This is a genomic window from Bradyrhizobium sp. USDA 336 (assembly GCF_044908355.1).
GTDB classification, from domain to species: domain Bacteria; phylum Pseudomonadota; class Alphaproteobacteria; order Rhizobiales; family Xanthobacteraceae; genus Bradyrhizobium; species Bradyrhizobium yuanmingense.
This window is the reverse complement of the sequence record NZ_JBIYDC010000002.1, coordinates 865095-888825: the sequence shown is the minus strand read 5'-3', so window position 1 is coordinate 888825 and position 23731 is coordinate 865095. Positions and strand designations below refer to the sequence as shown.

The window sequence follows — 23731 nt, the reverse complement described above, 5'->3', positions numbered from 1 at the left end:
GTGTTGAAACGATGACAGGTTGTTTTTACCGCCCCCGGCCCGACAGCCGTAGGACGAACACCAGCACCTCGGCGACGGCCTTGTAGAGATCCGGCGGAATCTCGTCGCCGAGCTCGACCTTCGACAGCGCGCCGGCCAGAACCTCGTTCTCCTCGATCGGAATATCGTGGGCCTTGGCGATCTCGACGATCTTTTCGCCGATCGTGCCCTTGCCTTTGGCGACGACGACGGGCGCGCCGGATCCCTTCTCGTAATGCAGCGCGATCGCGAGCTTGGAGGGATCGCTCATGTGGCGCGATCCAGGAAGTGGCCGGCGCGGGCCGGCGCCGGTGGCGGCGGCGTGCCGTCGCGGACCACGATATCGCCGGGCTTGAGCTCGGCCTTCGTCAAGGCCTGGCTGAGCTCACCGATGCCGGCGCGGAGCTGCTGCGCCGTGGCCGGCCGCTCCGCCCACATCCGAACGAAGGTCTTGTCGCCGTTCAGCGTGATCAGCGCATGCACGGGTCCGGCCGGCTCGACATCAAGAGAGAAGCGTGCGCGCCAGGCGCGCTTGGCGAAATCGGCCGATTCATTGCCGCCATCGCGCGAGATCTCGAACTGCGCCATCGCGGTGCCTTGCGGAGTCGCGAACGGAATCTCGAAATTCCACTGCGGCGCGGCCGGATCGATGCGGTGGCCGCTGGCGTCGCTGCGATCGGGAAGCGATGCGATTTGCAGCAAAGTCTGCCGCGCGATCGCCGCATCGGTGTCGTCGAGCAGACGATGCACGGTCGCAGCCAGCGGCGCGTCCGGCGCGAGCGCCGGCGCGGCGATGGACTGAGGCGCCGGCAGCGCACCGCGGACCGGCGGAGGTGTCGGATGTGCGGCCGCCTCGAAGATATGAGCGTCCGGCACGGACTTGTTGGAGCCCGGCACGTTGCCGGTCAGGCGCGGCAGATTTTCCGTGACCTCCTGCAGCAGGCTCGCGGCAAGACCCGCGGACATGGTGCGCGACGTCAAAGCTTGCGGATTGTTGCCCGCCACATCGGCCAGCAGAGCGGCAGCAAGTGCACCGCGCGACGCTTGCGCCGGCCGGGCCAGTTCCGGCAACGCCGCTTGGGCCGTTTCGCCCGCCAGCGCGGAGGCTGCGGTCTGCGTCGTGGCCGCAGCACTCGCCGGCAGCGCCACACCTTGCGCAGTTGCCTGCGGCGCGCCGGAGGTCGATGCCAGAGTCTGGCGCAACACCAGCAGTGCGGCCTTCAAGTCCGGGATCGCGCCGGAGGACGGCGTTGTGCCTGCGGCCAACGAGGCCTCGAGAAACAGTCCGGACTTCTGGAACGCGGATTCGATATCGCCGCCGTCGAGGGCTGCGTTGAGCGGCGTCTGCTGCGCCAGCACATCGAGCACGGCCTGCTTCAGCCCAGCGGGCAGATTGCTGCTCGTCACCACGGAGGCCAGGTTGGCGAACAGCGGCGCCTGGCTGCCCTGCTTGGTCGCGGCCTCGGCGGAGGCCGTTGCAACGGCGACCTGCTCGGACGGAGTGAGGGTGTTCCGTGCCGTGGCCACCGGCGGCGCCAGCGGCGGGCTCTCCACCAGCGAGGCCGCCCGCGGCGTCAGCGTGACCTGATCTCCCGCCGCCTCGCCTGCCCCGCCCATGACCGCGAGGCGAATGGTGCCGTTGCTCTGCGAGACCGCGAGCTGGAGATTCTGCCCCGGCGTCAGCGCCACCTCCGACATCACGTCCATCGAGAGGTTGGCGATCGCGATCCGCACCAGATTGTCGGCGAGCACGCTGACCACCCTGGCATCGACCACACTGCCGGCCTGAAGTACGAGATCCCGCGTCGCCGCATCAGCCGGGCGGCTGGCAGCGTTGACGGGAGCAATGGAGGTGACCGGCGTCGGCATCTCGGCAGCCTTAGGGAATGCCGGCCACCGTAACCGCTGCGTCGTAAACCTCTCGTTAAGGACCTCAGATGGCCGGCTGCTTCACCGCCGCCAGAACCGTCACGGCGGCCTGGAAATCCTTCAAGCGGGCGGCGCGGCGGGCGGCCGCCTCCTCGTCCACGCCCCATTGCTCCACGTTCCAGTCCTCGTCGACATGGGCGGCGGCCCAGACCTGGTCGGCATCGCGCACGCCCTGGTCCAGCGCCAGCGCGAGCAGCGCCGAGCCGGTCAGGGTGGTCACCATGTGGAGCGCGGCGACCGACCAGGGGTCGCCGGGCAGCGCGGCCCGTGCGGCCTTCACCGCCTCGTCCGGCTGCTTCACGTGCATGACGCCTTCGGACAGGATGAAATGCGCACCCAACGTCTGCGCCGCCCAGAACAGCACGGGATCCCAATGCGCGGCCTCGCGGGCGACCAGTCCCTCGGGATGGCCGGCACGATAGAACAGCAGGTCAGACTCGAAATATTTGGCGAGGTCGTCGCTGACGAGCTCGACGCGATCGACGACGCCCTCGACCACACTGTTGGCGATGCGCGTCAATGGCATGGTCACCGGATCGATCGTGTCACCTTGGGCGGCCCATTCCGCTGCGACGCAATCTGCGAGCGCGCGCGTCGGGATCACCACCTGGCGGCCGGAGGGCGTGCGGATCGGCTTGCCGTCGAGAGTGATGGCGAAGCCGCCCTCGGCATCGGCGATGCCGGCTTCCTTGTAGAAGCGCTTGCGCAGCGGCGTGCGCGCGGACACGCGCGCCGATTCCCGGGGATCAGGCGGGGGCTGACTTGCTGCTTCTTCGAACAATTCGCGCATGTCGGATTTTGGTTCCTGTCGTCAGTCGAATTACCAGTGTCGTCACGGCCTCGCCAGTAGGACCAGGAGTGCTGCTAGCTAGTTCGCACACATGCGCGCGTACGTGCCGCGATCGGCCGGGCCCAGTCCTGCGGCTGCGCCGTCGTGGAGACATTTCGTGACCCGATCGCTGAACGAATTGCGCGGGAGCGGCTGGTAGTTGTAGCGCGGCGGCGCGTCGAATTGCGGAACCTTGGGCACCGCGATCTTGGGCGGCGGTGGTGGCGCAGGCAGCGGTGGAGCAAGCCGCGAAGCGCCCGGCGACACATACTGGGCGTGGGCAGGCTGGCCTACGAACAGCGCGGCCAACAGCGCAAAGCAGATCGACACTCGTCTCATGGGGGAGATGTCGTACGCCTGCCACCCCTATTCAACCTCACTATTCTTCCGGCGCGTTCTCGATCGGATCAAATCTGGTTGCGTCCAGCCCGAGCAGGTTCCACGACTGCTGCATGTGCGGGGGCAACGGCGCGGTGGCGTCGATCACGCCGCCGCGCGGATGCGGAATGACGATGCGGCGTGCGAGCAGATGCAGCCGGTTCTGCAGGCCGCCCGGCAGCTGCCAGTTCTCGATGTTGAAATATTTGGGATCGCCGACGATGGGATGGCCGATATGGGCCATGTGGGCGCGCAGCTGGTGGGTGCGGCCCGTCACCGGCTTCAGCGACACCCAGGTCAGCTTGTTGCCGGCGGTCTCGACCACGGCGTAGTACGTCACCGCGTGACTGGCGCCCTCATCGCCATGCTGGGCGATGCGCATGATGGTGTCGTCCTCGCCCTCCTCCTTCGCAAGGAAGGTCGAGATGCGGCCCTGCTTCGGCTTCGGCAGGCCCGGCACCAGGGCCCAATAGACCTTTCGCGCCGAGCGCGAGCGGAACGCGCCGGTCAGGTGTGAGGCAGCGAAGCGCGTCTTGGCGATCAGCAGACACCCCGAGGTCTCGCGATCGATGCGGTGCACGAGGCGCGGCTTCTGGCCCTTGGCATCGCGCATCACCTCAAGCATCTGGTCGATGTGCCGCGTCATGCCCGAGCCGCCCTGCACGGCAAGGCCGGCAGGCTTGTTCAGGACGAGAACGTCGTCGTCCTCCCAGATCGTCATCTCCTTCAGCGCCTTCAGCGTCTTCTGCGCGGCCTCCGAGAGCTCGCCGGCGACCTTCGGCGAATCGAGCTTGAGCGGCGGAATGCGGACGCTCTGTCCCTCCTCCAGCCGGTCTTTGCTGTCGACGCGCTTGCCGTCGACGCGCAGCTCGCCTTTGCGCACGACACGCTGGATGTGGGAGAACGACAGGCCGGGAAAGCGCGCTTCCAGGAAACGGTCAACGCGCATGTTGTTCTCGTCCGCCGTGACCGTGACGGTCTGCACCTTGGTCGGCAGCAGCGCCTCGACGGACTTTTCAGGCGCAGGCCTCTCCTGGACCGCTTTGGGCGGACGCCGCTCGGCGCGCTCGCCGACAAAGCGCTGCGGCTTCCCGCCGGGCTTGCCGCCCGGACGCGGCCCGGCCCTCTTCGCGCTACGCGCCTGATGCGCCTGCGAGTCGTCGCGTTCGTCACGCGACCGCGGCTTTGGGTTCATTCTCTTGATGCGGCGGCTCATGGTTGCCTGCGTACCCTAAAAGCGGCCTTCCGTCACGACGAAATGGCCGCTTCTAGGGCGAGCCGCCCCGTTCCTTGCGCAGCTTGGCCCAGTAATCCAGCCGTTTCCTGATCTCGCGCTCAAAACCGCGCTCGGGCGGGTCGTAGAAGGTCTGACGTCCCAAGGCCTCCGGGAAGTAGTCCTGGCCGGAGAAGGCGTCCGGCGCATCATGGTCGTATTCGTAGCCGGAGCCGTAGCCTTCGGACTTCATCAGCTTGGTCGGGGAATTGAGGATGTGCTTTGGCGGCAGCAGCGAGCCGGCCTGCTTGGCGACCTGCATCGCGGTGCCGAAGGCAGTGTAGACCGCGTTCGATTTCGGCGCGGTGGCGAGATAGACCACGGCCTGGGCGATGGCGAGCTCGCCCTCGGGATGGCCGAGGAAGTCGAAGGCGTCCTTGGCGGCATTGGCGATGACGAGCGCCTGCGGATCGGCCAGCCCGATGTCCTCGACCGCCATGCGCACGACGCGGCGGGCCAGGAACAGCGGGTCCTCGCCGGCGTCGAGCATGCGCGCGAGGTAATACAGCGCGGCATCGGGATCGGAGCCGCGCACGGATTTATGCAGCGCCGAGATCAGATTGTAGTGGCCGTCGGCCGATTTGTCGTAGATCGGCGCGCGGCGCTGCAGGATCTCCTGCAGCTGCACGGCATTGAAAATCTCGTCCGCCCGCGCCGAGCGCCAGACCTCTTCGGCGAGCGTCAACGACGCACGGCCATCGCCGTCGGCCATGCGCACCAGCACCGCGCGCGCCTCCGCATCGAGCGGCAGCTTCCTGCCCTCGACGGCTTCGGCATGCAGGAACAGCTTTTCGATCGCGGCGGCATCGAGCGAGCGAAACACCAGCACGCGCGCACGCGAGAGCAACGCCGCATTGAGCTCGAAGGACGGGTTCTCGGTGGTGGCGCCGACCATGACGACGGTGCCGTCTTCCATCACCGGCAGAAAGGAGTCCTGCTGGGCGCGGTTGAATCTGTGCACCTCATCGACGAACAGCAGCGTGCCCTTGCCCATCTCGCGGCGGGCGCGCGCGGCATCGAACGCTTTCTTCAGGTCGGCGACGCCGGAGAACACCGCGGAGATCTGCTCGAAATGCAGATCGGTCGCGTCAGCCAGGAGCCGTGCCACCGTGGTCTTGCCGGTGCCGGGCGGGCCCCAGAACACCAGCGAGCCGAGCGTGCGCGTCTCCAGCATGCGCGTCAGCGCACCGTCCGGGCCGAGGATGTGATCCTGGCCGACGACTTCCGACAGCGTGCGCGGGCGCAGCCGGTCCGGCAGCGGATGCGGAGCATCGTGATCGAGCCCCGCCGCGGCGAAGAGCGTCGGTGTCTCCGTTGGTCGCTTCGGACTCATCCGCCCAGTGTGACGTTGATCTGCTGGCCGCCGCGGACCAGCGTAATGCGCCAGATCCGTGCCCGTTCACCTGCGGCCTTCTCGAGGTCACCGGTCTTGCTGATCTTCTGGTTGTTGACGGCCAGGATGATGTCGCCCTTCTGGAAGCCGACACTCGCAGCCGCGGTATCGCCGCCGATATCGGTGATCACGACGCCTTCGGTGTCGGCATCCAGACGCAGCTCATCGGCGACGGCCGGCGTGATGGTCGAAACCTTCGCGCCCTGGAACGGCGAGCGCGCGGTGACGACGAGCTCGTTGCGCCCGGTGTCGGGCGCGGTCTCCAGCGCTACCGTGAGCTTCACCGACTTGCCGCCGCGCTGCACGTCGAGCTGCGCGGTGCCGCCGAGCGGACGGGTTGCGAAGCGATAGTCGAACGCGTTGGGATCATCCACGATCTGGCCGTCGATCCCGGTGATGAGGTCGGAGGATTTCAGGCCGGCTTTCGCCGCCGGACCGTTCGACACCACGCTCGCGACCAGCGCACCGGTCGGCGAGCGCAAGCCGAGGCTCTCGGCGATGTCGGGCGTCACCGCCTGCAATCTCGCACCGAGCCAGGGCCGCTTCACCGCCTTGCCGCCGCTCTTGGCGGAGGCGACGACGACACGCACCATGTTGGCGGGAATCGCAAAGCCGATGCCTTGCGAGCCGCCGGAGCGCGAATAGATCGCGGTGTTGATGCCGGCGAGCTTGCCCCCCATGTCGACCAGCGCGCCGCCGGAATTGCCGGGATTGATCGCCGCATCGGTCTGAATGAAGAACTGATAGTCGGTGATGCCGACTTGCGTGCGCGCCAGCGCTGAAATGATACCCTGGGTCACGGTCTGGCCGACGCCGAACGGATTGCCGATCGCGAGCACGACGTCGCCGACCAAGAGCTCATCGGAATTGGTGAAGTCCAGCGTCGGGAACTTCTCCTTGCTGTCCTTCAGGCGCAGCACGGCAAGATCGGTCCGGGAATCCTTGAGCAGGATCTCGGCCTCGAACTCGCGCTTGTCCGACAGCGACACCTTCACCTGGTCGGCACCCTCGATGACGTGGACGTTGGTGACGACGAGGCCGGAGGCATCGACGATGACGCCGGAGCCGAGCGAGCGCTGCATCTGCTCGGGCTGCTGGCCCGGCACACCGAAGAAGCGGCGGAAGATCGGATCGTCCAGTAGCGGATTGCGGTTCTGCACCACCTTTGCGGCATAGACGTTGACGACCGCCGGCTGCACCCGCTGCACGATCGGCGCATAGGACATCCGCAGCTCGGCCGGCGACGACGGGACCCGACGGTCCTGCGCAGCAGTCGGATTGAAGGTGGCCGAAAAGGCTACGCACAGCGCCGTGAGGGCCGCAGTCCAGGTCGCTCGAAACATTCCTACCTCTTGGAAATGACGCCGGAATATAGGCGCGTTCGCCTCCCAATAGAAGAGCGCCGGAGGGCAATATTCGGCCGCCTCGAAGCCGTGTCCGGGATGCAAGGGTGCCGTGCGACTCGGCAATTTGCCCAGCGGCGGATTGGCATGATGTGCGTCATCTTGCATGGTGGTGTGAGGCGGATTCGGTTGCGGCGAATTTGCATCAGTAGGAACCGACGCAACCGCTCGCAGCGTCGCGGGGCAGTCATCGATCACACCTAGGCTCTCCGTTCGCGACTTGGGGAAAACAGTCAAACGATGGAGGCGTAACGTGAGCAAAAAAAGAATTGCGGCCGCAGCGATTGGTCTCGCCGGCGCGCTGGCGGCCTCGCAGGCCCAGGCCCAGTCGGCAAGCAGCAGCGAGCAGGAGATCGCGCTGTTGAAGCAGCAGTTGAAGATGCTCGAACAGAAGCTCGACAAGCTGCAGAGCCAGACCGCGGCGAACACGGCCGCCGCGGCAAAGGCGAAAGCCGAAACCAAGGCAGAGGCCAAGGCCGAGGCGCGCGCGGAGGCAAAGGCCGCGGTGGCCAATGCCAACGCGGCAATCCCCGTCAAGGGGCCCGCGCCGGCATCCGGCGTCGTCGTGACGATGCCGAACAACCGGCCGACGATCTGCACCGCCGACCAGGCCAACTGCGTCGCCATCACCAGCCGCCTGCATTGGGATGTCGGCGGCTACGACTATCGTCCCAACACCGCGGCGACGGTGCCGCAGAAGCTTGACAGCGGCCAGAACGTCCGCCGCGCGCGCATCGGTGTCACCGGCAAGTTCTTCCACGATTGGAACTTCGCCCTCGTCTACGATTTCGGCGGCTCGTCCGACGGATTTGGCGGCGCCGCGCCGGGATCGCTGCCCGGCGGCGGCGTCTCCGGCGTCGAAAACGCCTATATCAGCTATACCGGCCTGAAACCGTTCGGCGGCAAGATGGCGATCGAGGCCGGCATCATGGATCTGCCATACACGCTCGACGAAGCGACGAGCTCGAACGACATCATGTTCATGGAGCGCGCCTCGCCCGGCGTGATCGCGACCAACATCGCTGCCGGTGACTTCCGTTCCGCGGCCGGTGCGCGCTGGTTCAACGACCAGCTCTGGATCGGCGGCTATGTCACGGGACCGACGACCGGTGCGATCCATTCCGCCTCGAGCGCGGCGCCGCCCGGCACCAGCGAGCAATATGGTGCCGTGGCGCGCGTGGCCGGCAATCCGATCAGCACCAAGGACTACTCGGTGCATATCGGCGCCAATGCGCAATGGCTGATCCAGCCGCCGCGCAATCTGATCGCCAACACCCAGACGGTCACGCTCAGCGATCGTCCGGAATTGCGGCTCGACCCGACCACGCTGATCTCGACCGGCGCTATCGCCAATGCCTCGGGCGCGCAGGTCTACAGCGTCGAGGCGGCGGCGACCTACGGTCCGTTCATCGTCCAGGGCGAGTATTTCTGGTACAATGTCGATCGCACCGCCAACACAGCCGTGCCGCTGACGGGTGCACCGAGCCTGAAATTCCAAGGCGGCTACGCGCAGGCCGGCTATGTGCTGACCGGCGAAGGCCGGTCCTACAATGCGGCGAACGCGGCCTATAGCGGCGTCAAGCCGGCGCATCCGTTCTCGCTCGACGGCGGCGGCTGGGGCGCGTGGGAGATCGCAGGACGGTTCTCGACGATCGACCTCAACGATCAGCTCGCGACGGCGAGCGGCGTCGCAGGCGGCCGGCAGACCGTCTATACGCTCGCGCTCAACTGGTACGTCAACGGCAACGTGCGCTTCATGCTCGACTATCTGCACGGCACGGTGTCGCGACAGGCCTCGCCGATCTCGACCGCCGACGTCGGCTCGAAGTTCGACGCGGTCGCGATGCGCACGCAGTTCGCGTTCTAAAATTTACACCTCTCCCGCAGGGAGAGGTCGCGCCGAAGGCGCGGGTGAGGGGTTACGCTCCACTGAGGATGCCGCGCCCCCTCACCCGAATTGCTCCGCAATTCGACCTCTCCCCGTCGGGGAGAGGTGACGGCACCGCCCCCTCACCTTCATCACGCCGCGCGCTTCTTCTTCACGACCATGGGCGGCGGCGCGCAGGACAACCGCTCCTGGTGGCTCTCGCCCCAGGCCTTCAGGATGTCGATCACGGGCCTCAGGCTCTCGCCCAGCTCGGACAGGCAATACTCCACGCGCGGCGGCACCTCGGCATAGACCTTGCGGATGACGAGCTTGTCTTCCTCCAGCGCGCGCAGCTGCTTCGTCAGCATGCGCTGGGTGATGCCGGGCATCCGGCGGCGCAATTCGCCGAAGCGCTGGGTGCCGCTCTGCAGGTGGTAGAGGATCACGCCCTTCCACTTGCCGTCGATCAGGTCCAGCGTCGCCTCGACCGAGCAGCCTGGACGGCGGGCGAAATTACGGCGTTTCATGCAGCTTTTTCCCAATAGTATCCAAACAGGGACTATATCCCCGAATTTACAGTACTTGCCAAATCGGAGCCAGAGCGACAGTTAGGGCAGCGGGCGAACAAAGCCATCTGATGGAGACACGCCATGAAAGCCGTCGGCTACAAGAAATCGCTTCCGATCGAGGACGCGGAATCACTGTTCGATTTCGAGACCGCTAAACCCGACCCCAAAGGGCGCGACATCCGCGTCGCGGTGAAAGCGATCTCGGCCAATCCGGTCGACTACAAAGTGCGCAAGCGCGCCGCCCCACCCGAGGGCGAGACGAAAATCCTCGGCTACGACGCGGCCGGCGTAGTCGATGCGGTCGGGCCCGAGGTCACGCTGTTCAAGCCGGGCGACGAGGTTTTCTACGCCGGCTCGATCCTGCGTCAGGGCACGAACGCCGAATTCCACCTGGTCGACGAGCGCATCGTCGGCAGCAAGCCGAAGAGCCTGTCGTTCGCGCAGGCTGCCGCCCTTCCCCTCACCTCCATCACCGCCTGGGAATTGCTGTTCGACCGGCTCGGCGCAGTGCCGGGCAAGAGCGTCGATCCGCGCACCCTCTTGATCATCGGCGGCGCCGGCGGCGTCGGCTCGATCCTGATCCAGCTCGCCCGGCGCCTCACCGGGCTGACGGTGCTTGCCACCGCCACGCGGCCGGAATCGCAGAAATGGTGTCTCGATCTCGGCGCGCATGCGGTGATCGACCACGGCAAGCCGATGAAGGAGCAGATAGAGAAATTGAAGCTGCCGCCGGTCGCGCTGGTCGCAAGCCTGACCTTCACCGACCAGCACTACAAGGCGATTGCGGAATTCATGGCACCGCAGGGCAAGTTCGGCCTGATCGACGATCCCCCGGAGTTCACGATTGCCGCATTCAAAGGCAAGGCGATCTCGGTGCACTGGGAATCGATGTTCACGCGCTCCTCGTTCCAGACGGCGGACATGATCGCGCAGCATCATCTGCTCAATGATGTGGCCGACCTCATCGACAAGGGCGTGTTGCGCACCACGCTGGACCAGACCTTCGGCACGATCAACGCCGACAACCTCAAGCGCGCGCACGCGCTGCTGGAGAGCGGCCAGTCGCGCGGCAAGATCGTGCTGGAGGGGTGGTAGGCTTGGCACTCCGCATCAATTGAGGCATCATGCATCTGCGGTCCCGGAAAAGAGGGTCGCCCCCCGCCCTCCGGGACCAGCAACAAGCAGATTGATGATGACCGAACCATGCGACCTGTCGGCGGTCGCGGCACGCGCGCTGATCGGCCAACGCAAGCTATCCCCCGTCGAGCTCACGGATAGCTGCATCCGCCGCATCGAAGTGGTCGATCCGGCGGTCAACGCCGTCGTTGCGCGCTCGTTCGAAACCGCGCGCAAGTCGGCGCGCGAGCGCGAGGCCGCCGTGATGCGCGGTGACACCCTCGGCGCCGTGCACGGGTTGCCGCTCGGTGTCAAAGACCTGATCGACGCCGAAGGATTGCCGACCAGCTTCGGCAGCGTGCTGTTCGCGGACAATGTCGCCTCGCAGGACGAGGCCATCGTCGCGATGCTCAAGCGCGAGGGCGCGATCGTCATCGGCAAGACGAACGTGCCGGAATGGGGCGCCGGAGGCAATACGCGCAACGCCGTCTATGGCGCGACCGGCAATCCCTTCGATCCCAATCGATCCGCCGCCGGTTCGTCGGGTGGATCGGCCGTCGCACTCGCCACTGGGATGGTGCCGCTCGCGACCGGATCCGATACCGGCGGCTCGGTACGGAATCCGGCATCCTTTTGCGGCGTGGTCGGATTCCGGCCCTCGCCAGGACTGATCGCCAGCAACAGCCGCAACATGGCCTGGCTGCAGATCTCGCAACTCGGACCGATGGCGCGAACCGTGTCGGACGCTTGCCTCATGCTGTCCTGCATGCTGGATCGTGACGCCCGCGATCCATTATCGGCGATCCTTCATGCGGGCGGTGCGCCTACGCCGGTGCTCTATCGCAATCCGCTGCGCGTCGATCTCTCCGCGCTCCGCATTGCTGCGACCACCGATTTCGGCTTTGCGCCGACCGAGGGGGCGGTCGCCCGCGCCTTCGCGCAGAAGCTCACTTCGTTCGAAACTGTATTTCGCGGAGTCGAATGGACCCATCCTGATTGCACCGGCGCCGACGAGGTGTTCAGCATCCTGCGCGCCGTCGCATTCCTCGGCCGCCACCGCGAGCTCGTGGAGAAGTTTCCGGACAAGGTCGGGCCCAACGTTCGCGACAATGTTGCGGAGGGGCTCGGCTATTCCGCTGCCGACGTGGCGCGTGCGCTCTCGATGCAGACCGACCTTTACCGGCGCTGGCAGACCTTCTTCGCGGATCACGATTTCATTCTCGCGCCTGCGGTCACCATCAGCCCACGGCCGTGGTCGGAGCTCTATCCAGCGGAGATCGACGGCCGGCCGACCAAGAGCTATTTCCACTGGCTCGCGCTCGCCTATGCCGTCACCAATGTCGGCCATCCCACCGTCGCAATCCCGGCCGGACGGGACGAGGCCGGCCTGCCGTTCGGCGTCCAGGTGATCGGCCCACGCGGCGGCGATCTCTTAACGCTCGCGGTCGCGCGCGAAATCGAAGCGGTGCTTGCCGCCAATCCGGACACCGCCCGCCCCGTTCCCGACATTGCATGGCTTGCCAAACAGCCGCCAATTGCGGGCAAGCCGGGATTTCTCGCCTTCGATTGAACCTCACCTGCGGAAAAACGACACGATGAAAACAACCTTCCTGGCGCTCGCGCTCGCCGCCATCGGCTCGATCAGCGTCAACTCGCTAGCAACCGCGCAATCGACCTATCCCGAGAAATCCCTGCAATTGATCGTCCCGTTTCCGCCGGGCGGAGCCTCCGACGTGGTGGCCCGCATCATCGGCGGCGAGCTCGAAGCGCGGCTCGGCAAGCCCGTGATCATCATGAACCGTCCCGGCGGCGGCACCACGATCGCCGCCAAGGAGGTCGCGCGCGCGGCGCCCGATGGATACACGCTGTTCTTCAGCTCGAATTCGAGCTTCACTTTGCCGGCCGCCGTGAAGGAGAGCGTTCCTTACGACGCGGCCAAGGATTTTGAACCGCTCGGCCGGGTCGGCAAGATCACCCTGGCGCTGGTCACCTACAAGGACAATCCGGTCAAGGATCTGCCCGCGCTGGTCGCGGAGGCAAAGGCCAATCCGGACAAGCTGTCGCTGGCCTCCTTCGGCGTCGCCACGGTGTCGCATTTCGCCGGCGAGTTGTTCAAGTCGAATGCCGGAATCAAGATGGTCCACCTGCCCTACAAGGGCAGCGCGCCGGCCATGAACGATCTCATCGGCAAGCACATTCAATACCATGTCGACACCGTGATCGCCGTTAAACCGCAAATCGAGGCCGGCGCCGTCAAGGTGATGGCCGTGTTCTCGAGCCAGCGCACACCATTCCTGCCCGACGTACCGACATTGGCAGAGCTCGGCTATCCCGCCATCGACTTCTCGTCATGGGGCGCGGTGGTCGCACCCAAGGGGCTGCCGCCACCGGTTCGCGACAAGCTCACGGCGACGCTGGAGGAGATCATCAACAGCCCCTCGGTTGCCGAGCGCTTCGTCAAGGTCGGTTTCGAGCCCGGCTTCGCACGCTTCGACGACTGGGCCGGTGCGGTGACCAAGGAGACGGCCAAGATGAAGGAGATCGCGCAGAAGGCCGGGATCAAGGACGAGTAGCCGATCGCCTACGGCGTCAATACGCCTTCGACAAGCAGCAGCCTGCGCTCCAGTGCGCTCGCGCGCAGCTTCAGGGCTTCAGCATACTCGGAGGAGGCGTACCACTCCTTCAGCCGCGCCATCGTCGGGAACTCCGCGATGACGATGGCGTCGGGTGGTGGACCGCCCTCCAGCAGCTCGGCCTGACCGCCGCGGACGAGATAACGCCCGCCGTACTGCGTGATCGTCTTGGCAGCCAGCGCGCGATAGGCTTCGAATGCGGCGGGATCGCGCACCTCGACCTCCGAGATCACATAGGCGGCCATGCGCATCTCTCAGGCGATCGTGTTGACGATGCCGCCTTCCGCGCGCAGCGCTGCGCCGTTTGTGGCGGATGCCTCCTTCGAGGCGACATAGACCACCATGTTGGCGATCTCGTCGACGCTGGCGAAGCGCTGCAGCATCGAGCTCGGGCGATGCTGCTTGACGAAGTTGGCGGCGGCTTCATCCACAGACTGGCCGTTCTGCCTGGCGAGATCCTTGACGAACGTCTCGACGCCCTCCGACATGGTCGGGCCCGGCAGCACGGAATTGACGGTGACGCCGGTGCCAGCGGTGAGCTGCGCCAGGCCGCGCGCGACCGAAAGCTGGGCCGTCTTGGTCATGCCGTAGTGGATCATCTCGACGGGAATGTTGAGCCCGGATTCCGAGGAGATGAAGACGATGCGACCCCAATTGCGCACGAGCATGCCCTTCATGTACGCGCGCGACAGGCGCACGCCGCTCATCACATTCACCTCGAAGAATCGGCTCCAGTCCTCGTCGGGGATGTCGAAGAAATCCTTGGGCTCGAAGATGCCGGCATTGTTGATGAGGATGTCGACCTCGGGCAGCGCCGCAACGAGCGCCTTGCAGCCTGCCGCGGTCGAGACGTCGGCCGCGATGCCGCGGACCTTGGCGCCCGTCCCTTCCAGCCTGCGCACCGCCGCATCGACTTTGTCCTGGCCGCGGCCGTTGATCACGACGCTGGCGCCGGAGCCGGCGAGACCCCTGGCGATGGCGTGGCCGATGCCGGCCGTCGAGCCGGTGACGAGGGCGGTCTTGCCGGAAAGGTCGATGTTCATGCGTTATCTCCATGGATGTGGCTGGAGATATCGGAAGCGGCTCCTTCAGCCGCAATCAGGGCTCACCGACGCGTGAGGAGCGTGAATGCCGGGCACGGCGCGCGAAGAGCGCGCCTTTGCCAACCCGACCGTTCCAACAAAAAAGCGGCGTCGAAGACGCCGCTTTTGAAACTTTCACGCCGGTCGGGCTTACGCCGCCTCGGCTTCCTTCTCCTGCACCGGGCCGGAATCCTGGCCCTTGGCATCGACATCGCGATCGACGAACTCGATCACGGCCATCGCGGCGTTGTCGCCGTAGCGGAAGCCGGCCTTGATGATGCGGGTGTAGCCGCCCTGGCGGTCCTTGTAGCGGGTCGCGAGCGTATCGAAGAGCTTCTTGACCATGTCGACGTCGCGCAGCTCGGAGATGGCCTGACGGCGCAGCGACAGGCCGCCCTTCTTGCCGAGAGTGACGAGCTTCTCGACGATCGGGCGAAGCTCCTTGGCCTTGGGCAGCGTGGTGACGATCTGCTCGTGCTTGATCAGCGCGGCCGCCATGTTGGCGAACATCGCCTTGCGGTGCTCGGCCGTGCGGTTGAGCTTCCGATGAACCTTGCCGTGACGCATGTGTGTAGTCCTTCTTCGATTGTGTCGCGGTGGTTCAGCGACTGGTTTTCAGGTGGGCTTCCTGCGTTCGCCCTAGGCTGCGAGTGGCGAATGGTGAGTAGCGAATAGATCTTCTTCCCCTATTCGCCACTCCCACCTCGCCATTCGCTCAGTAATGATCCTCGAAGCGCTTGGCGAGCTCGTCGATGTTCTCCGGCGGCCAGCCCGGCACTTCCATGCCGAGGTGCAGACCCATCTGAGCCAGCACTTCCTTGATCTCGTTCAGCGACTTGCGGCCGAAGTTCGGGGTGCGGAGCATTTCCGCTTCGCTCTTCTGCACGAGGTCGCCGATGTAGACGATGTTGTCGTTCTTCAGGCAGTTGGCCGAACGCACCGACAGCTCGAGCTCGTCCACCTTCTTGAGGAAGGCCGGGTTGAAGGCGAGGTCCGGGATGATCTCCTGGGCGACTTCCTTGCGCGGCTCTTCGAAGTTGACGAACACGTTGAGCTGATCCTGCAGGATGCGGGCGGCGTAGGCCACCGAATCATCCGGCGTGATCGCGCCGTTGGTCTCGATCGTCATGGTCAGCTTGTCGTAGTCGAGGATCTGGCCCTCGCGGGTGTTCTCGACCTTGTAGGAGACCTTGCGGACCGGCGAGTACAGGCTGTCGACCGGGATCAGGCCGATCGGCGCGTCCTCGGGACGGTTGCGCTCGGCGGGCACGTAGCCCTTGCCGGTCGAGACCGTGAACTCCATGCGGATCTCGGCGCCCTCGTCGAGCGTGCAGATCTGCAGATCGGGGTTGAGCACGACCACATCGCCGACGGTCTGGATGTCGCCGGCGGTGACGACACCCGGGCCCTGCTTCTTCACGACCATGCGCTTGGGGCCTTCGCCCTGCATCTTGATCGAGATGTCCTTGATGTTGAGCACGATGTCGGTGACGTCCTCACGGACGCCCGCGATGGAGGAGAACTCGTGCAGCACGCCGTCGATGTGCACCGACTGCACCGCCGCACCCTGGAGCGAGGAGAGCAGGATGCGGCGCAGCGCATTGCCGAGGGTCTGGCCGAAGCCACGCTCGAGCGGCTCGGCGACGATGGTCGCGAAACGCGAGGGATCGCTGCCGGGCGTGACCTGGAGCTTGTTCGGCCGAATCAGTTCTTGCCAATTTTTCTGGATCGTCACTGTTTCACCCATACAGGCCAGTCAATTTGACGGTGCAAATACTGGCGTTGGAGAAAGGCCGCAGATCATTCCCGCGGCTTCTTGCAAAGTCGCCGCGGGCGCCGACGCGCCCGCAGCTCGTCAAAATCAAACGCGCCGACGCTTGCGGGGACGGCAACCGTTGTGCGGGATCGTGGTCACGTCGCGGATCGAGGTGACGGTGAAGCCGGCGGCCTGGAGCGCGCGGAGCGCCGATTCGCGGCCCGAACCGGGACCGGCGACCTCGACTTCCAGCGTGCGCATGCCGTGCTCCTGCGCCTTCTTGGAGACGTCCTCGGCGGCGACCTGCGCGGCATACGGGGTCGACTTGCGCGAGCCCTTGAAGCCCATCGTGCCGGCCGAAGACCAGGCGATCGTGTTGCCCTGCGCGTCGGTGATGGTGATGGTCGTGTTGTTGAACGACGAGTTCACATGCGCGACGCCGGAGGCGATGTTCTTGCGCTCACGACGACGAACGCGGGTGGCTTCCTTGCCCATTGAGTCCCTTTCCTGAAGATCTCAAACGCCGCCGTAATGCCAGCGGCTACACCTATGGAAGCGAATAGCGAGTAGCGAGTGGCGAACAGGGAAGCCCCCTACTCGCCACTCGCCACGTCCAATTCGCCAGTTTACTTCTTCTTGCCGGCGATGGCCTTGGCCGGGCCCTTGCGCGTGCGCGCATTGGTGTGGGTCCGCTGACCGCGCACCGGCAGACCGCGACGATGACGCAGGCCGCGATAACAGCCGAGGTCCATCAGACGCTTGATGTTGATGCCGACCTCACGACGCAGGTCGCCCTCGACGAGATAGTCGCGGTCGATCACTTCGCGGATCTGGAGCACTTCGGCGTCGCTGAGCTGATTGACGCGACGATCCACGGGGATCTTCACCTTCTCGAGGATCTCACCAGCGATCTTCTGGCCGATGCCATGGATGTACTGGAGCGCGATCAGCACGCGCTTGTTGGTGGGAATGTTCACGCCGGCAATACGGGCCACGGCCTTCTCTCCTGTTGCCGATCCCTCGTCAGGGACCGGGCTTTAAGTGCTTGCTTTCTCGGGCAGGTGTTCACAAACGCGAACACGACGCCCACCCCGGTCTTCCTGGGGCCCGGCATCGTCTGAAACTATCCGACTTGGATGCGGGGCTTATTAGGGGATTCCGGGGGCTTTCGTCAACCGCTGCTAGCGCTTGGCTCGCTTTTTCGTGACCTTTTTTGCGGCCTTTTTGGCACCCTTTTTGACCGTCTTCTTGGCTGCTTTCTTGACGGTTTTCTTGGTGGCTTTCTTGGCCGCCTTCTTTGGGCCTTTCACCGCCGATTTGGTGGCCTTTTTTACCGATTTTGCGCCCTTTTTGGCCGTTTTTGCCGGCCTTGCCGCCGCCTTCTTCCCCGCCTTGGCCTTTTTGGCCGGCGCCGCCTTGGCGGCGCTCCTAGCATGCGTCTTGGGCTCGACCGCCCCCAGAGCCAGCAGCTGGCGGTGGATGGCGCGGGTGACCTCGTCGATCGTCATCATGCCGTCGATGGTCGAGAGCTTCCGCCGCTCGGAATAGTAGTGAATCAGCGGTTCCGTCTGGCTGCGATAGCTGGCCAGCCGCTTGGTCAGGACCTCCGGCGTATCGTCGAGCCGGACCTCCTCGCCGCGCTCCCGCATCTGGGCGACGCGGGTCTCGACGCGGCTCAGAAGCGCGCTCTCATTGACCCGGAGCTCGATCACGGCGTCCAGCTTGAGGTGCTTGCGCTTGAGCAGCTCGTCCAGCGCCTCGGCCTGCGGCACGGTGCGGGGGAAACCGTCGAGGATGAAACCGCTCTTGGCGTCCGGCTGCTCGATGCGGTCGGAAATGATTCCCACCACGACGTCATCGGGCACGAGGCCGCCGCTCGCCATGATCTCCTTGGCCTTCAACCCGACCGGGGTGCCGGCCGCAACCGCGGCACGCAGCATCTCGCCAGTCGAGAGCTGGACGATGCCATAGCGCTGCACCAGGAGCTGGGCCTGGGTCCCCTTGCCCGACCCCGGCGGTCCCAGAAGTATAATTCTCATCGGCGTACGCCCCCCGGATTGGTGAGCGACACCTCGCGCACCTGCGTTTTGATATCAAGAACGGTGCAAACCACAACCAGCACTGCACCACCATTGACGACCATACTATAAGGCAGCCCGATCCCGTAAAGCTCGAACACCTCCGGAATCAACTGCAACGCCGTCAGGTAGACGGCTCCGACGACTGTCGTCAATGACACGACGCGATCGAGATAGTCCGCGGTGGCCTCGCCGGGAGCGACACCGGAAATTGCGCCCTCGTGGCGGCTCAGGGATTTGGCGGTGTATTCGGGATCGATCACATAAGCAGTGTAGACGAAGGCGAGCACGAACACGGCGATCGACACGAGGATGAGGTACGCCGGCTGCCCCAGCTGGAGATGCCGGTAGGTTGCGGCAACCAGGGGATGATCGCCTCCCAGGATGAAGCCCGCAAAGGCAAGCGGCAGATAGAATATCCACGGCGCTACGGTGACGGGAATCACGAACCCGGCGCTGTTGAGCTTGATCGGCAGCATTGCATCGCGCACAGGCAGTTGCCGCGTACCGACACTTTGTGCTGCGAACTGGACCCGGATATCTCGCCGCGCACCTTCGACAAGCACGATCACGACGACGATCGCGATCCAGAACACGACATGGCCGAGCACAAGATTGCCCGAGATCGTCCCGCTCCGCACGAGATCCGCGATACCGCCAATGTTTTGCGGAATGGCGACGATGAAGCCGGCACTCAAGATCAGCGCCAAGCCATTGCCAATGCCGTAGCGGGTCATCTGTTCGCTGAGCCACACCAGCACGAAGACGCCGCCGACCATCGAGGCCGTAGCCGTCGTCACGAACCAGCCGTCGGGATTTTTGACGAGGCCCGGGATCGACGTCAGTGCCGAGGCGATGCCGTAGGCCTGGAAGGCCGCAATTCCGAGTGTAAGCCCGAGCGTGGCACGCGCGACCTTACGCCGTCCGCCCTCGCCGGACCGTTCGAGCGAATTCGGGCCGCGCCACACCACGGCCAGCAGCCGGATGAGGATTGCCGCAGTCAGATAGGGAATGAGGCCGAGCGCAAAGATCGAAAGCCGGGAGACGATATCCAGCGTCGGCGAGACGGCGGGGAGATTCAGTCCCGCAATCGGGATCTGCGTACCGAGCCTGAAAAGGAGCAGCGCGCCGATCGTGAAAGCGATACGGCGCGCGAGCTCCCTGCTCATCTACGGCGGCCTCGCAGCTTGGACTTGCGGATCAGACCTTCATACTGGTGCGCCAGCAGATAGCCTTGCACCTGCGCCACCGTGTCCATGGTGACGCTGACGACGATCAGCAGCGAGGTGCCGCCGAAATAGAACGGCACCGAGGCGTAGGAGATCAGGATTTCCGGGATCAAGCAGACGATGGCGAGATAAATCGCACCCAGCACGGTGATGCGCGACAGCACGTAGTCGATGTATTCCGCGGTGCGTTCGCCCGGGCGAATGCCGGGAATGAAGCCGCCATGCTTCTTCAGATTGTCCGCGGTCTCGGTCGGGTTGAACACGATCGCGGTGTAGAAGAAGGCGAAGAACACGATCAGCGCCAGATACATGATCAGGAACAGCGGACGGCCATGGCCGAGCTGGGTGGTGATCCACTGGAACCATTCCGGCCCGCTGCCCGTGTTGAAGTTCGCAACCGTCGTCGGCAAGAGGAGCAGCGAGGATGCGAAGATCGGCGGGATCACGCCGGACGTGTTGAGCTTGAGCGGCAGATGCGAGGACTGGCCCTCGAACATCTTGTTGCCGACCTGGCGCTTCGGATACTGGATCAAGAGGCGGCGCTGGGCGCGCTCCATGAAGACGATGAAGGCGATCACGACGACGGCCATGATGATGACGACCAGGATCAGGCCGGTCGACATCGCGCCCTGACGGCCAAGCTCGAGCATGCCGGCGAGCGCCGCGGGCAACTCGGCGACGATGCCGGCGAGAATGATCAGCGAGATGCCGTTGCCGATGCCGCGCGAGGTGATCTGCTCGCCGAGCCACATCAGGAACATGGTGCCGCCGGTCAGCGTGATCGCCGTGGACAGGCGGAAGAACATGCCGGGCTCGCTGACGACGTTGCCGGCACCTTCGAGGCCGACGGCGATGCCGTAGGACTGGAATGCGGCCAGGATGACGGTCAGATAGCGCGTGTACTGGTTGAGCGTCTTGCGGCCCGCCTCGCCTTCCTTCTTCAGCGCCTCGAGCTGCGGCGAGACGGTGGTGAGGAGCTGGATGATGATCGAGGCCGAGATGTACGGCATGATGTTCAGCGCGAAGATCGCCATGCGGTGGATGCCGCCGCCGGCGAACATGTTGAACATGCCGAGGATGCCGCCCGCCTGGGAGCGGAACACCTGCTCCCAGATGTTGGGATCGATGCCCGGCAGCGGGATATAGGTCCCGAGCCGATAAACGAGCAGCGCACCCAGGGTGAACCAGATGCGCTTCTTCAGTTCGTCGGCCTTGGCAAACGCGCCGAAATTGAGATTGGCTGCCAGTTGTTCCGCTGCAGAGACCATCTTGGACTTTCTCCCGCCGCCTGTTGCGCCGTCATGCCCGCGGCCGGGCTAGTTTAGCGGACGCCGGACATTATCTGGGGCTCGGCTTCGATAAGTCCACGTCCCGCATGCGTAAAGGCCCGCGCGCCGCGGGCCAATGACGCAGTTGTTACGCCGCCTCGCCTTCTTCCTTGGGCTGGGCGAGGATCTTCACCGAGCCGCCGGCCTTCTCGACCGCAGCGATCGCGGTCTTGCTGGCGCCGTGCACTTCGATGTTGAGCTTGGACTTGAGCTCGCCTCGGCCGAGCAGCCGCAGGCCGCCCTTGGCGCGGCGCAGCACGCCGCCCTTCACCAGGGCCTCGACGTTGACGACGCTGCCGGCGTCGATCTTCTTGGCGTCGACCGCTTCCTGGAGCCGGTCGAGATTGATCTCGGCGAACTCGACGCGGAAGATGTTGTTGAAGCCGCGCTTGGGCAGACGGCGATGCATCGGCATCTGGCCGCCTTCGAAACCCTTGATGCGCACGCCCGAGCGCGCGGTCTGGCCCTTGCCGCCGCGGCCGGACTGCTTGCCCTTGCCGGAACCGATGCCGCGGCCGACGCGCATACGCTTCTTGCGCGAGCCGGCGTTGTCGGCGATATCGCTGAGCTTCATCGCCCTTCTCCTTGTGTCTTGCGCACGATCTTCACCGAAAACCGCTTCCCGCTCTCCGGGACCGTGCGCCTTTGCTTACTTCTCGTCGATGATGCGGACGAGATGGTGAACCTTCTCGATCATGCCGCGGACCGCCGGGGTATCCGGCAGTTCGCTGGTACGGCCGATCTTGTTGAGCTTGAGCCCGATCAGGGTCGAACGCTGCGAGTGATGGCGGCGGATCGCGCTGCCGGTCTGCTCGACCTTGATCGTCTTTGCGGCCTTGGCCATGGGAGTCTACTCCGAAAAGCTTCCGTTAGTCGGCGGCCGCCTCGGCATCGCCGCCGATACGACGGGACTGGAGGGTGGACACCTTGATGTTGCGGCGGGCTGCGACCGAACGCGGCGAATCCTGGTGCTTCAGCGCGTCGAAGGTCGCGCGCACCATGTTGTACGGGTTCGACGAGCCGATCGACTTCGCCACCACGTCCTGGACGCCGAGCGTCTCGAACACGGCGCGCATCGGGCCACCGGCGATGATGCCGGTACCGGCGGGAGCTGCACGCAGATAGACACGGCCCGCGCCATGACGGCCGGCGATGTCGTGATGGAGCGTGCGGCCCTCGCGCAGCGACACCCGCGTCAGGTTGCGCTTGGCGGACTCGGTCGCCTTGCGGATCGCCTCAGGCACTTCGCGCGCCTTGCCGTGACCGAACCCGGCGCGGCCCTTCTGGTCGCCGATCACGACCAGCGCTGCGAAACCGAAGCGCTTGCCGCCCTTGACGACCTTGGCCACGCGGTTGATGTGGACGAGCTTGTCGACGAACTCGCTGTCGCGCTCCTCGCGCTCCCTGCGTTCACGTCCGCCGCCGCGTTGATCGCGTCCACCACGTTGTTCGCGTTCAGCTGCCATGGTTTTTCCAATCCTTCAGAGGCTTACGCCCCAATCCTCAAATTCTGTTAGAAGCTCAGCCCACTCTCACGCGCTGCATCGGCAAGAGCCTTGACGCGCCCGTGATAGAGATAGCTGCCGCGATCGAACACGACTTCCTTGACACCCTTCTCTGCAGCGCGCTCAGCCAGCAGCTTGCCGACCGCCTTCGCCGCATCGATGTCGGCGCCGGTCTTGCCGCCGTCGCGCATCGACTTCTCGAGCGATGAGGCAGAGGCCAGCGTCTCGCCCTTCAGGTCGTCGATGACCTGGGCGTAGATGTGCTTGGACGAGCGGAACACCGACAGGCGCGGACGGCCGCCGGCGGAACGGCGCAGCTTCAGCCGCACACTCCGCTTGCGCCGGGCATTCGTAACCTTGGCTTTCGACATGACCGGCTCCGTTACTTCTTCTTGCCTTCCTTGCGGAAGATGAATTCGCCCACATACTTCACGCCCTTGCCCTTGTAGGGCTCCGGCGGACGATAGGAGCGGATCTCGGCGGCGACCTGGCCGACGCGCTGGACGTCGCTGCCCGCCACCGTGATCTCGGTCGGCTTCGGGACGGTGATCGTGATCCCCTCGGGGATCGGATAGATCACGTCATGGCTGTAGCCGAGCGCGAGCTGCAGGTTTTTGCCCTGCATCGCGGCGCGATAGCCGACGCCGGTGATCTCGAGCTTCTTCTCGAAGCCCTTGGTGACGCCTTCGACCAGATTCGCGACCTGGGCGCGAGCGGTGCCGTACAGCGCCCGCGCGCGGTTGGTCTCGGCCCGCGGCTTGACCTTGACCTGGCCGTTCTCGAGCTTCACCTCGACGTCGTCGTGGACGATGAACTGAAGCTGGCCCTTCGGCCCCTTCATCTTGACGGTCTGGCCGTCGACGGTCGCGGTAACGCCCGACGGCACCGTCACAGGCTTTTTGCCAACACGTGACATGGATGAAAAATCCTTCTCAGAACACCGTGAAGAGGACTTCACCGCCCACATTCGCGTCGCGCGCGCTGTGGTCGGCCATGATGCCCTTCGGGGTCGACAACACCGAAATGCCGAGACCGTTGTTCACCCGCGGCAGGTTCTTCACCGAGGCGTAGACTCTGCGCCCGGGCTTGGAAACGCGCTCAATCTCGCGGATGACGGGCTCGCCGTCGAAATACTTCAGCTCGATCTCGATCTCGCTGCGGCCCGAGGAGTGCTCGAGCGTGGCGTAACCGCGGATGTAGCCCTCGGCCTTCAGAACCTCGAGCACGTTCTCGCGCATCTTCGAGCCGGGCGTGGAGACCTTGGTCTTCGAACGCATCTGCGCGTTGCGGATACGGGTGATCAGATCGCTGATTGGATCGTGCGTAGACATCTAAACGACCCTCC

At 65.1% G+C, this 23731-nt stretch carries 27 protein-coding genes; 4 read left to right on the top strand and 23 right to left on the bottom strand.

All coding sequences use genetic code 11. The annotated features are described in order from the left end of the window. Positions 1–25 precede the first annotated feature (25 nt). The 7 genes from ABIA45_RS05080 to ABIA45_RS05050 all read right to left on the bottom strand — a co-directional run bounded on the left by ABIA45_RS05080 (position 26) and on the right by ABIA45_RS05050 (position 7163). Positions 26–289 (bottom strand): EscU/YscU/HrcU family type III secretion system export apparatus switch protein, encoded by a 264-nt coding sequence (locus tag ABIA45_RS05080; RefSeq protein WP_025036968.1) that lies wholly within the window; start codon positions 287–289, stop codon positions 26–28. Continuing rightward, positions 286–1887 carry a flagellar hook-length control protein FliK gene (locus tag ABIA45_RS05075; RefSeq protein ID WP_404651237.1) on the bottom strand — a complete coding sequence of 534 codons (1602 nt, stop codon included), beginning with the start codon at positions 1885–1887 and terminating at the stop codon, positions 286–288. The genes ABIA45_RS05080 and ABIA45_RS05075 overlap by 4 nt, the downstream gene beginning before the upstream one ends. Positions 1888–1951: 64 nt before the next feature. Next, complete coding sequence (locus tag ABIA45_RS05070; protein ID WP_271544481.1) at positions 1952–2737, bottom strand: ATP12 family chaperone protein; 786 nt, start codon at positions 2735–2737, stop codon at positions 1952–1954. 78 nt (positions 2738–2815) lie between these two features. Then, on the bottom strand, positions 2816–3115 hold the full coding sequence (locus ABIA45_RS05065; protein ID WP_271544483.1) for a hypothetical protein: 300 nt from the start codon (positions 3113–3115) through the stop codon (positions 2816–2818). Positions 3116–3155: 40 nt separating this feature from the next. Then, positions 3156–4370 carry an RluA family pseudouridine synthase gene (locus ABIA45_RS05060; RefSeq protein WP_271544485.1) on the bottom strand — a complete coding sequence of 405 codons (1215 nt, stop codon included), beginning with the start codon at positions 4368–4370 and terminating at the stop codon, positions 3156–3158. 52 nt (positions 4371–4422) lie between these two features. Further along, entirely contained in the window at positions 4423–5760 is a 1338-nt protein-coding gene (locus tag ABIA45_RS05055) for a replication-associated recombination protein A (RefSeq protein WP_404651234.1), read from the bottom strand. Continuing rightward, entirely contained in the window at positions 5757–7163 is a 1407-nt protein-coding gene (locus tag ABIA45_RS05050) for a DegQ family serine endoprotease (protein WP_198399590.1), read from the bottom strand. The genes ABIA45_RS05055 and ABIA45_RS05050 overlap by 4 nt, the downstream gene beginning before the upstream one ends. A 313-nt stretch (positions 7164–7476) precedes the next feature. Here ABIA45_RS05050 and ABIA45_RS05045 point away from each other — a divergent pair, with 313 nt between their 5' ends. Continuing rightward, positions 7477–9090 (top strand): OprO/OprP family phosphate-selective porin, encoded by a 1614-nt coding sequence (locus tag ABIA45_RS05045; protein WP_275498933.1) that lies wholly within the window; start codon positions 7477–7479, stop codon positions 9088–9090. 152 nt (positions 9091–9242) lie between these two features. Here ABIA45_RS05045 and ABIA45_RS05040 read toward each other — a convergent pair whose 3' ends face one another. Beyond that, the gene (locus tag ABIA45_RS05040; RefSeq protein WP_404651231.1) at positions 9243–9617 is read right to left on the bottom strand and encodes a winged helix-turn-helix transcriptional regulator; all 375 of its coding nucleotides are present in this window, start codon (positions 9615–9617) and stop codon (positions 9243–9245) included. A 123-nt stretch (positions 9618–9740) separates the two neighbouring features. Here ABIA45_RS05040 and ABIA45_RS05035 point away from each other — a divergent pair, with 123 nt between their 5' ends. From ABIA45_RS05035 to ABIA45_RS05025, 3 genes are all read left to right on the top strand, one after another. Further along, on the top strand, positions 9741–10754 hold the full coding sequence (locus tag ABIA45_RS05035; RefSeq protein ID WP_404651229.1) for a zinc-binding alcohol dehydrogenase family protein: 1014 nt from the start codon (positions 9741–9743) through the stop codon (positions 10752–10754). A 97-nt stretch (positions 10755–10851) separates the two neighbouring features. Then, positions 10852–12345 carry an amidase gene (locus ABIA45_RS05030; protein ID WP_404651227.1) on the top strand — a complete coding sequence of 498 codons (1494 nt, stop codon included), beginning with the start codon at positions 10852–10854 and terminating at the stop codon, positions 12343–12345. 25 nt (positions 12346–12370) lie between these two features. Further along, positions 12371–13348, top strand: a complete 978-nt coding sequence (locus ABIA45_RS05025; RefSeq protein ID WP_404651225.1) for a Bug family tripartite tricarboxylate transporter substrate binding protein — start codon at positions 12371–12373, stop codon at positions 13346–13348. A gap of 8 nt (positions 13349–13356) precedes the next feature. Here ABIA45_RS05025 and ABIA45_RS05020 read toward each other — a convergent pair whose 3' ends face one another. The 15 genes from ABIA45_RS05020 to rpsH form a co-directional block, all read right to left on the bottom strand. Next, entirely contained in the window at positions 13357–13653 is a 297-nt protein-coding gene (locus tag ABIA45_RS05020; protein WP_404651223.1) for a DUF1330 domain-containing protein, read from the bottom strand. Positions 13654–13662: 9 nt separating this feature from the next. Further along, positions 13663–14451, bottom strand: a complete 789-nt coding sequence (locus ABIA45_RS05015; protein ID WP_404651221.1) for an SDR family NAD(P)-dependent oxidoreductase — start codon at positions 14449–14451, stop codon at positions 13663–13665. Positions 14452–14640: 189 nt separating this feature from the next. Further along, positions 14641–15057 (bottom strand): 50S ribosomal protein L17, encoded by a 417-nt coding sequence (gene rplQ / locus ABIA45_RS05010; RefSeq protein ID WP_025036979.1) that lies wholly within the window; start codon positions 15055–15057, stop codon positions 14641–14643. A 148-nt stretch (positions 15058–15205) separates the two neighbouring features. Then, positions 15206–16237, bottom strand: a complete 1032-nt coding sequence (locus ABIA45_RS05005) for a DNA-directed RNA polymerase subunit alpha (RefSeq protein WP_029674561.1) — start codon at positions 16235–16237, stop codon at positions 15206–15208. A gap of 114 nt (positions 16238–16351) precedes the next feature. Then, positions 16352–16741, bottom strand: a complete 390-nt coding sequence (rpsK, locus tag ABIA45_RS05000; RefSeq protein WP_007603045.1) for a 30S ribosomal protein S11 — start codon at positions 16739–16741, stop codon at positions 16352–16354. 131 nt (positions 16742–16872) lie between these two features. Then, a complete protein-coding gene (gene rpsM, locus ABIA45_RS04995) occupies positions 16873–17241 on the bottom strand; it encodes a 30S ribosomal protein S13 (protein ID WP_008549231.1) in 369 nt (122 codons plus the stop codon). Positions 17242–17427: 186 nt separating this feature from the next. After that, entirely contained in the window at positions 17428–18285 is an 858-nt protein-coding gene (locus ABIA45_RS04990) for an adenylate kinase (RefSeq protein WP_275498945.1), read from the bottom strand. Continuing rightward, complete coding sequence (locus ABIA45_RS04985; protein ID WP_404651217.1) at positions 18282–19493, bottom strand: preprotein translocase subunit SecY; 1212 nt, start codon at positions 19491–19493, stop codon at positions 18282–18284. Before ABIA45_RS04985 ends, ABIA45_RS04990 begins: the two co-directional genes overlap by 4 nt. Next, positions 19490–20821, bottom strand: a complete 1332-nt coding sequence (gene secY / locus ABIA45_RS04980) for a preprotein translocase subunit SecY (RefSeq protein ID WP_157280554.1) — start codon at positions 20819–20821, stop codon at positions 19490–19492. Before secY ends, ABIA45_RS04985 begins: the two co-directional genes overlap by 4 nt. A gap of 148 nt (positions 20822–20969) precedes the next feature. After that, positions 20970–21455 (bottom strand): 50S ribosomal protein L15, encoded by a 486-nt coding sequence (gene rplO / locus ABIA45_RS04975; protein WP_036011044.1) that lies wholly within the window; start codon positions 21453–21455, stop codon positions 20970–20972. Positions 21456–21530: 75 nt separating this feature from the next. After that, entirely contained in the window at positions 21531–21725 is a 195-nt protein-coding gene (gene rpmD / locus ABIA45_RS04970) for a 50S ribosomal protein L30 (protein ID WP_025036984.1), read from the bottom strand. Positions 21726–21750: 25 nt separating this feature from the next. Further along, positions 21751–22347: a 30S ribosomal protein S5 gene (gene rpsE, locus ABIA45_RS04965; protein ID WP_014494507.1), complete on the bottom strand. Its 597-nt coding sequence runs from the start codon at positions 22345–22347 to the stop codon at positions 21751–21753. A 47-nt stretch (positions 22348–22394) separates the two neighbouring features. After that, positions 22395–22757: a 50S ribosomal protein L18 gene (rplR, locus tag ABIA45_RS04960; RefSeq protein WP_024342458.1), complete on the bottom strand. Its 363-nt coding sequence runs from the start codon at positions 22755–22757 to the stop codon at positions 22395–22397. 11 nt (positions 22758–22768) lie between these two features. After that, complete coding sequence (gene rplF, locus ABIA45_RS04955; protein ID WP_157280555.1) at positions 22769–23302, bottom strand: 50S ribosomal protein L6; 534 nt, start codon at positions 23300–23302, stop codon at positions 22769–22771. A 16-nt stretch (positions 23303–23318) separates the two neighbouring features. Further along, the gene (rpsH, locus tag ABIA45_RS04950; protein ID WP_024342456.1) at positions 23319–23717 is read right to left on the bottom strand and encodes a 30S ribosomal protein S8; all 399 of its coding nucleotides are present in this window, start codon (positions 23715–23717) and stop codon (positions 23319–23321) included. Positions 23718–23731 lie beyond the last annotated feature (14 nt).

Bases quoted from the DNA above. Each gene is read 5' to 3' on its own strand.
- ABIA45_RS05065 (WP_271544483.1), bottom strand. From the start codon at position 3,115: ATGAGACGAGTGTCGATCTGCTTTGCGCTGTTGGCCGCGCTGTTCGTA.
- ABIA45_RS05030 (WP_404651227.1), top strand. From the start codon at position 10,852: ATGACCGAACCATGCGACCTGTCGGCGGTCGCGGCACGCGCGCTGATC.
- rpsH (WP_024342456.1), bottom strand. From the start codon at position 23,717: ATGTCTACGCACGATCCAATCAGCGATCTGATCACCCGTATCCGCAAC.
- ABIA45_RS05060 (WP_271544485.1), bottom strand. From the start codon at position 4,370: ATGAGCCGCCGCATCAAGAGAATGAACCCAAAGCCGCGGTCGCGTGAC.
- secY (WP_157280554.1), bottom strand. From the start codon at position 20,821: ATGGTCTCTGCAGCGGAACAACTGGCAGCCAATCTCAATTTCGGCGCG.
- ABIA45_RS05070 (WP_271544481.1), bottom strand. From the start codon at position 2,737: ATGCGCGAATTGTTCGAAGAAGCAGCAAGTCAGCCCCCGCCTGATCCC.
- ABIA45_RS05005 (WP_029674561.1), bottom strand. From the start codon at position 16,237: ATGGGTGAAACAGTGACGATCCAGAAAAATTGGCAAGAACTGATTCGG.
- rpsK (WP_007603045.1), bottom strand. From the start codon at position 16,741: ATGGGCAAGGAAGCCACCCGCGTTCGTCGTCGTGAGCGCAAGAACATC.
- ABIA45_RS05050 (WP_198399590.1), bottom strand. From the start codon at position 7,163: ATGTTTCGAGCGACCTGGACTGCGGCCCTCACGGCGCTGTGCGTAGCC.
- ABIA45_RS05035 (WP_404651229.1), top strand. From the start codon at position 9,741: ATGAAAGCCGTCGGCTACAAGAAATCGCTTCCGATCGAGGACGCGGAA.
- ABIA45_RS05055 (WP_404651234.1), bottom strand. From the start codon at position 5,760: ATGAGTCCGAAGCGACCAACGGAGACACCGACGCTCTTCGCCGCGGCG.
- ABIA45_RS05020 (WP_404651223.1), bottom strand. From the start codon at position 13,653: ATGGCCGCCTATGTGATCTCGGAGGTCGAGGTGCGCGATCCCGCCGCA.
- ABIA45_RS04990 (WP_275498945.1), bottom strand. From the start codon at position 18,285: ATGAGAATTATACTTCTGGGACCGCCGGGGTCGGGCAAGGGGACCCAG.
- rplQ (WP_025036979.1), bottom strand. From the start codon at position 15,057: ATGCGTCACGGCAAGGTTCATCGGAAGCTCAACCGCACGGCCGAGCAC.
- ABIA45_RS05040 (WP_404651231.1), bottom strand. From the start codon at position 9,617: ATGAAACGCCGTAATTTCGCCCGCCGTCCAGGCTGCTCGGTCGAGGCG.
- ABIA45_RS05025 (WP_404651225.1), top strand. From the start codon at position 12,371: ATGAAAACAACCTTCCTGGCGCTCGCGCTCGCCGCCATCGGCTCGATC.
- ABIA45_RS05080 (WP_025036968.1), bottom strand. From the start codon at position 289: ATGAGCGATCCCTCCAAGCTCGCGATCGCGCTGCATTACGAGAAGGGA.
- rpsE (WP_014494507.1), bottom strand. From the start codon at position 22,347: ATGGCAGCTGAACGCGAACAACGTGGTGGACGCGATCAACGCGGCGGC.
- rplF (WP_157280555.1), bottom strand. From the start codon at position 23,302: ATGTCACGTGTTGGCAAAAAGCCTGTGACGGTGCCGTCGGGCGTTACC.
- rplO (WP_036011044.1), bottom strand. From the start codon at position 21,455: ATGAAGCTCAGCGATATCGCCGACAACGCCGGCTCGCGCAAGAAGCGT.
- ABIA45_RS05075 (WP_404651237.1), bottom strand. From the start codon at position 1,887: ATGCCGACGCCGGTCACCTCCATTGCTCCCGTCAACGCTGCCAGCCGC.
- ABIA45_RS05015 (WP_404651221.1), bottom strand. From the start codon at position 14,451: ATGAACATCGACCTTTCCGGCAAGACCGCCCTCGTCACCGGCTCGACG.
- rplR (WP_024342458.1), bottom strand. From the start codon at position 22,757: ATGTCGAAAGCCAAGGTTACGAATGCCCGGCGCAAGCGGAGTGTGCGG.
- rpmD (WP_025036984.1), bottom strand. From the start codon at position 21,725: ATGGCCAAGGCCGCAAAGACGATCAAGGTCGAGCAGACCGGCAGCGCG.
- ABIA45_RS04985 (WP_404651217.1), bottom strand. From the start codon at position 19,493: ATGAGCAGGGAGCTCGCGCGCCGTATCGCTTTCACGATCGGCGCGCTG.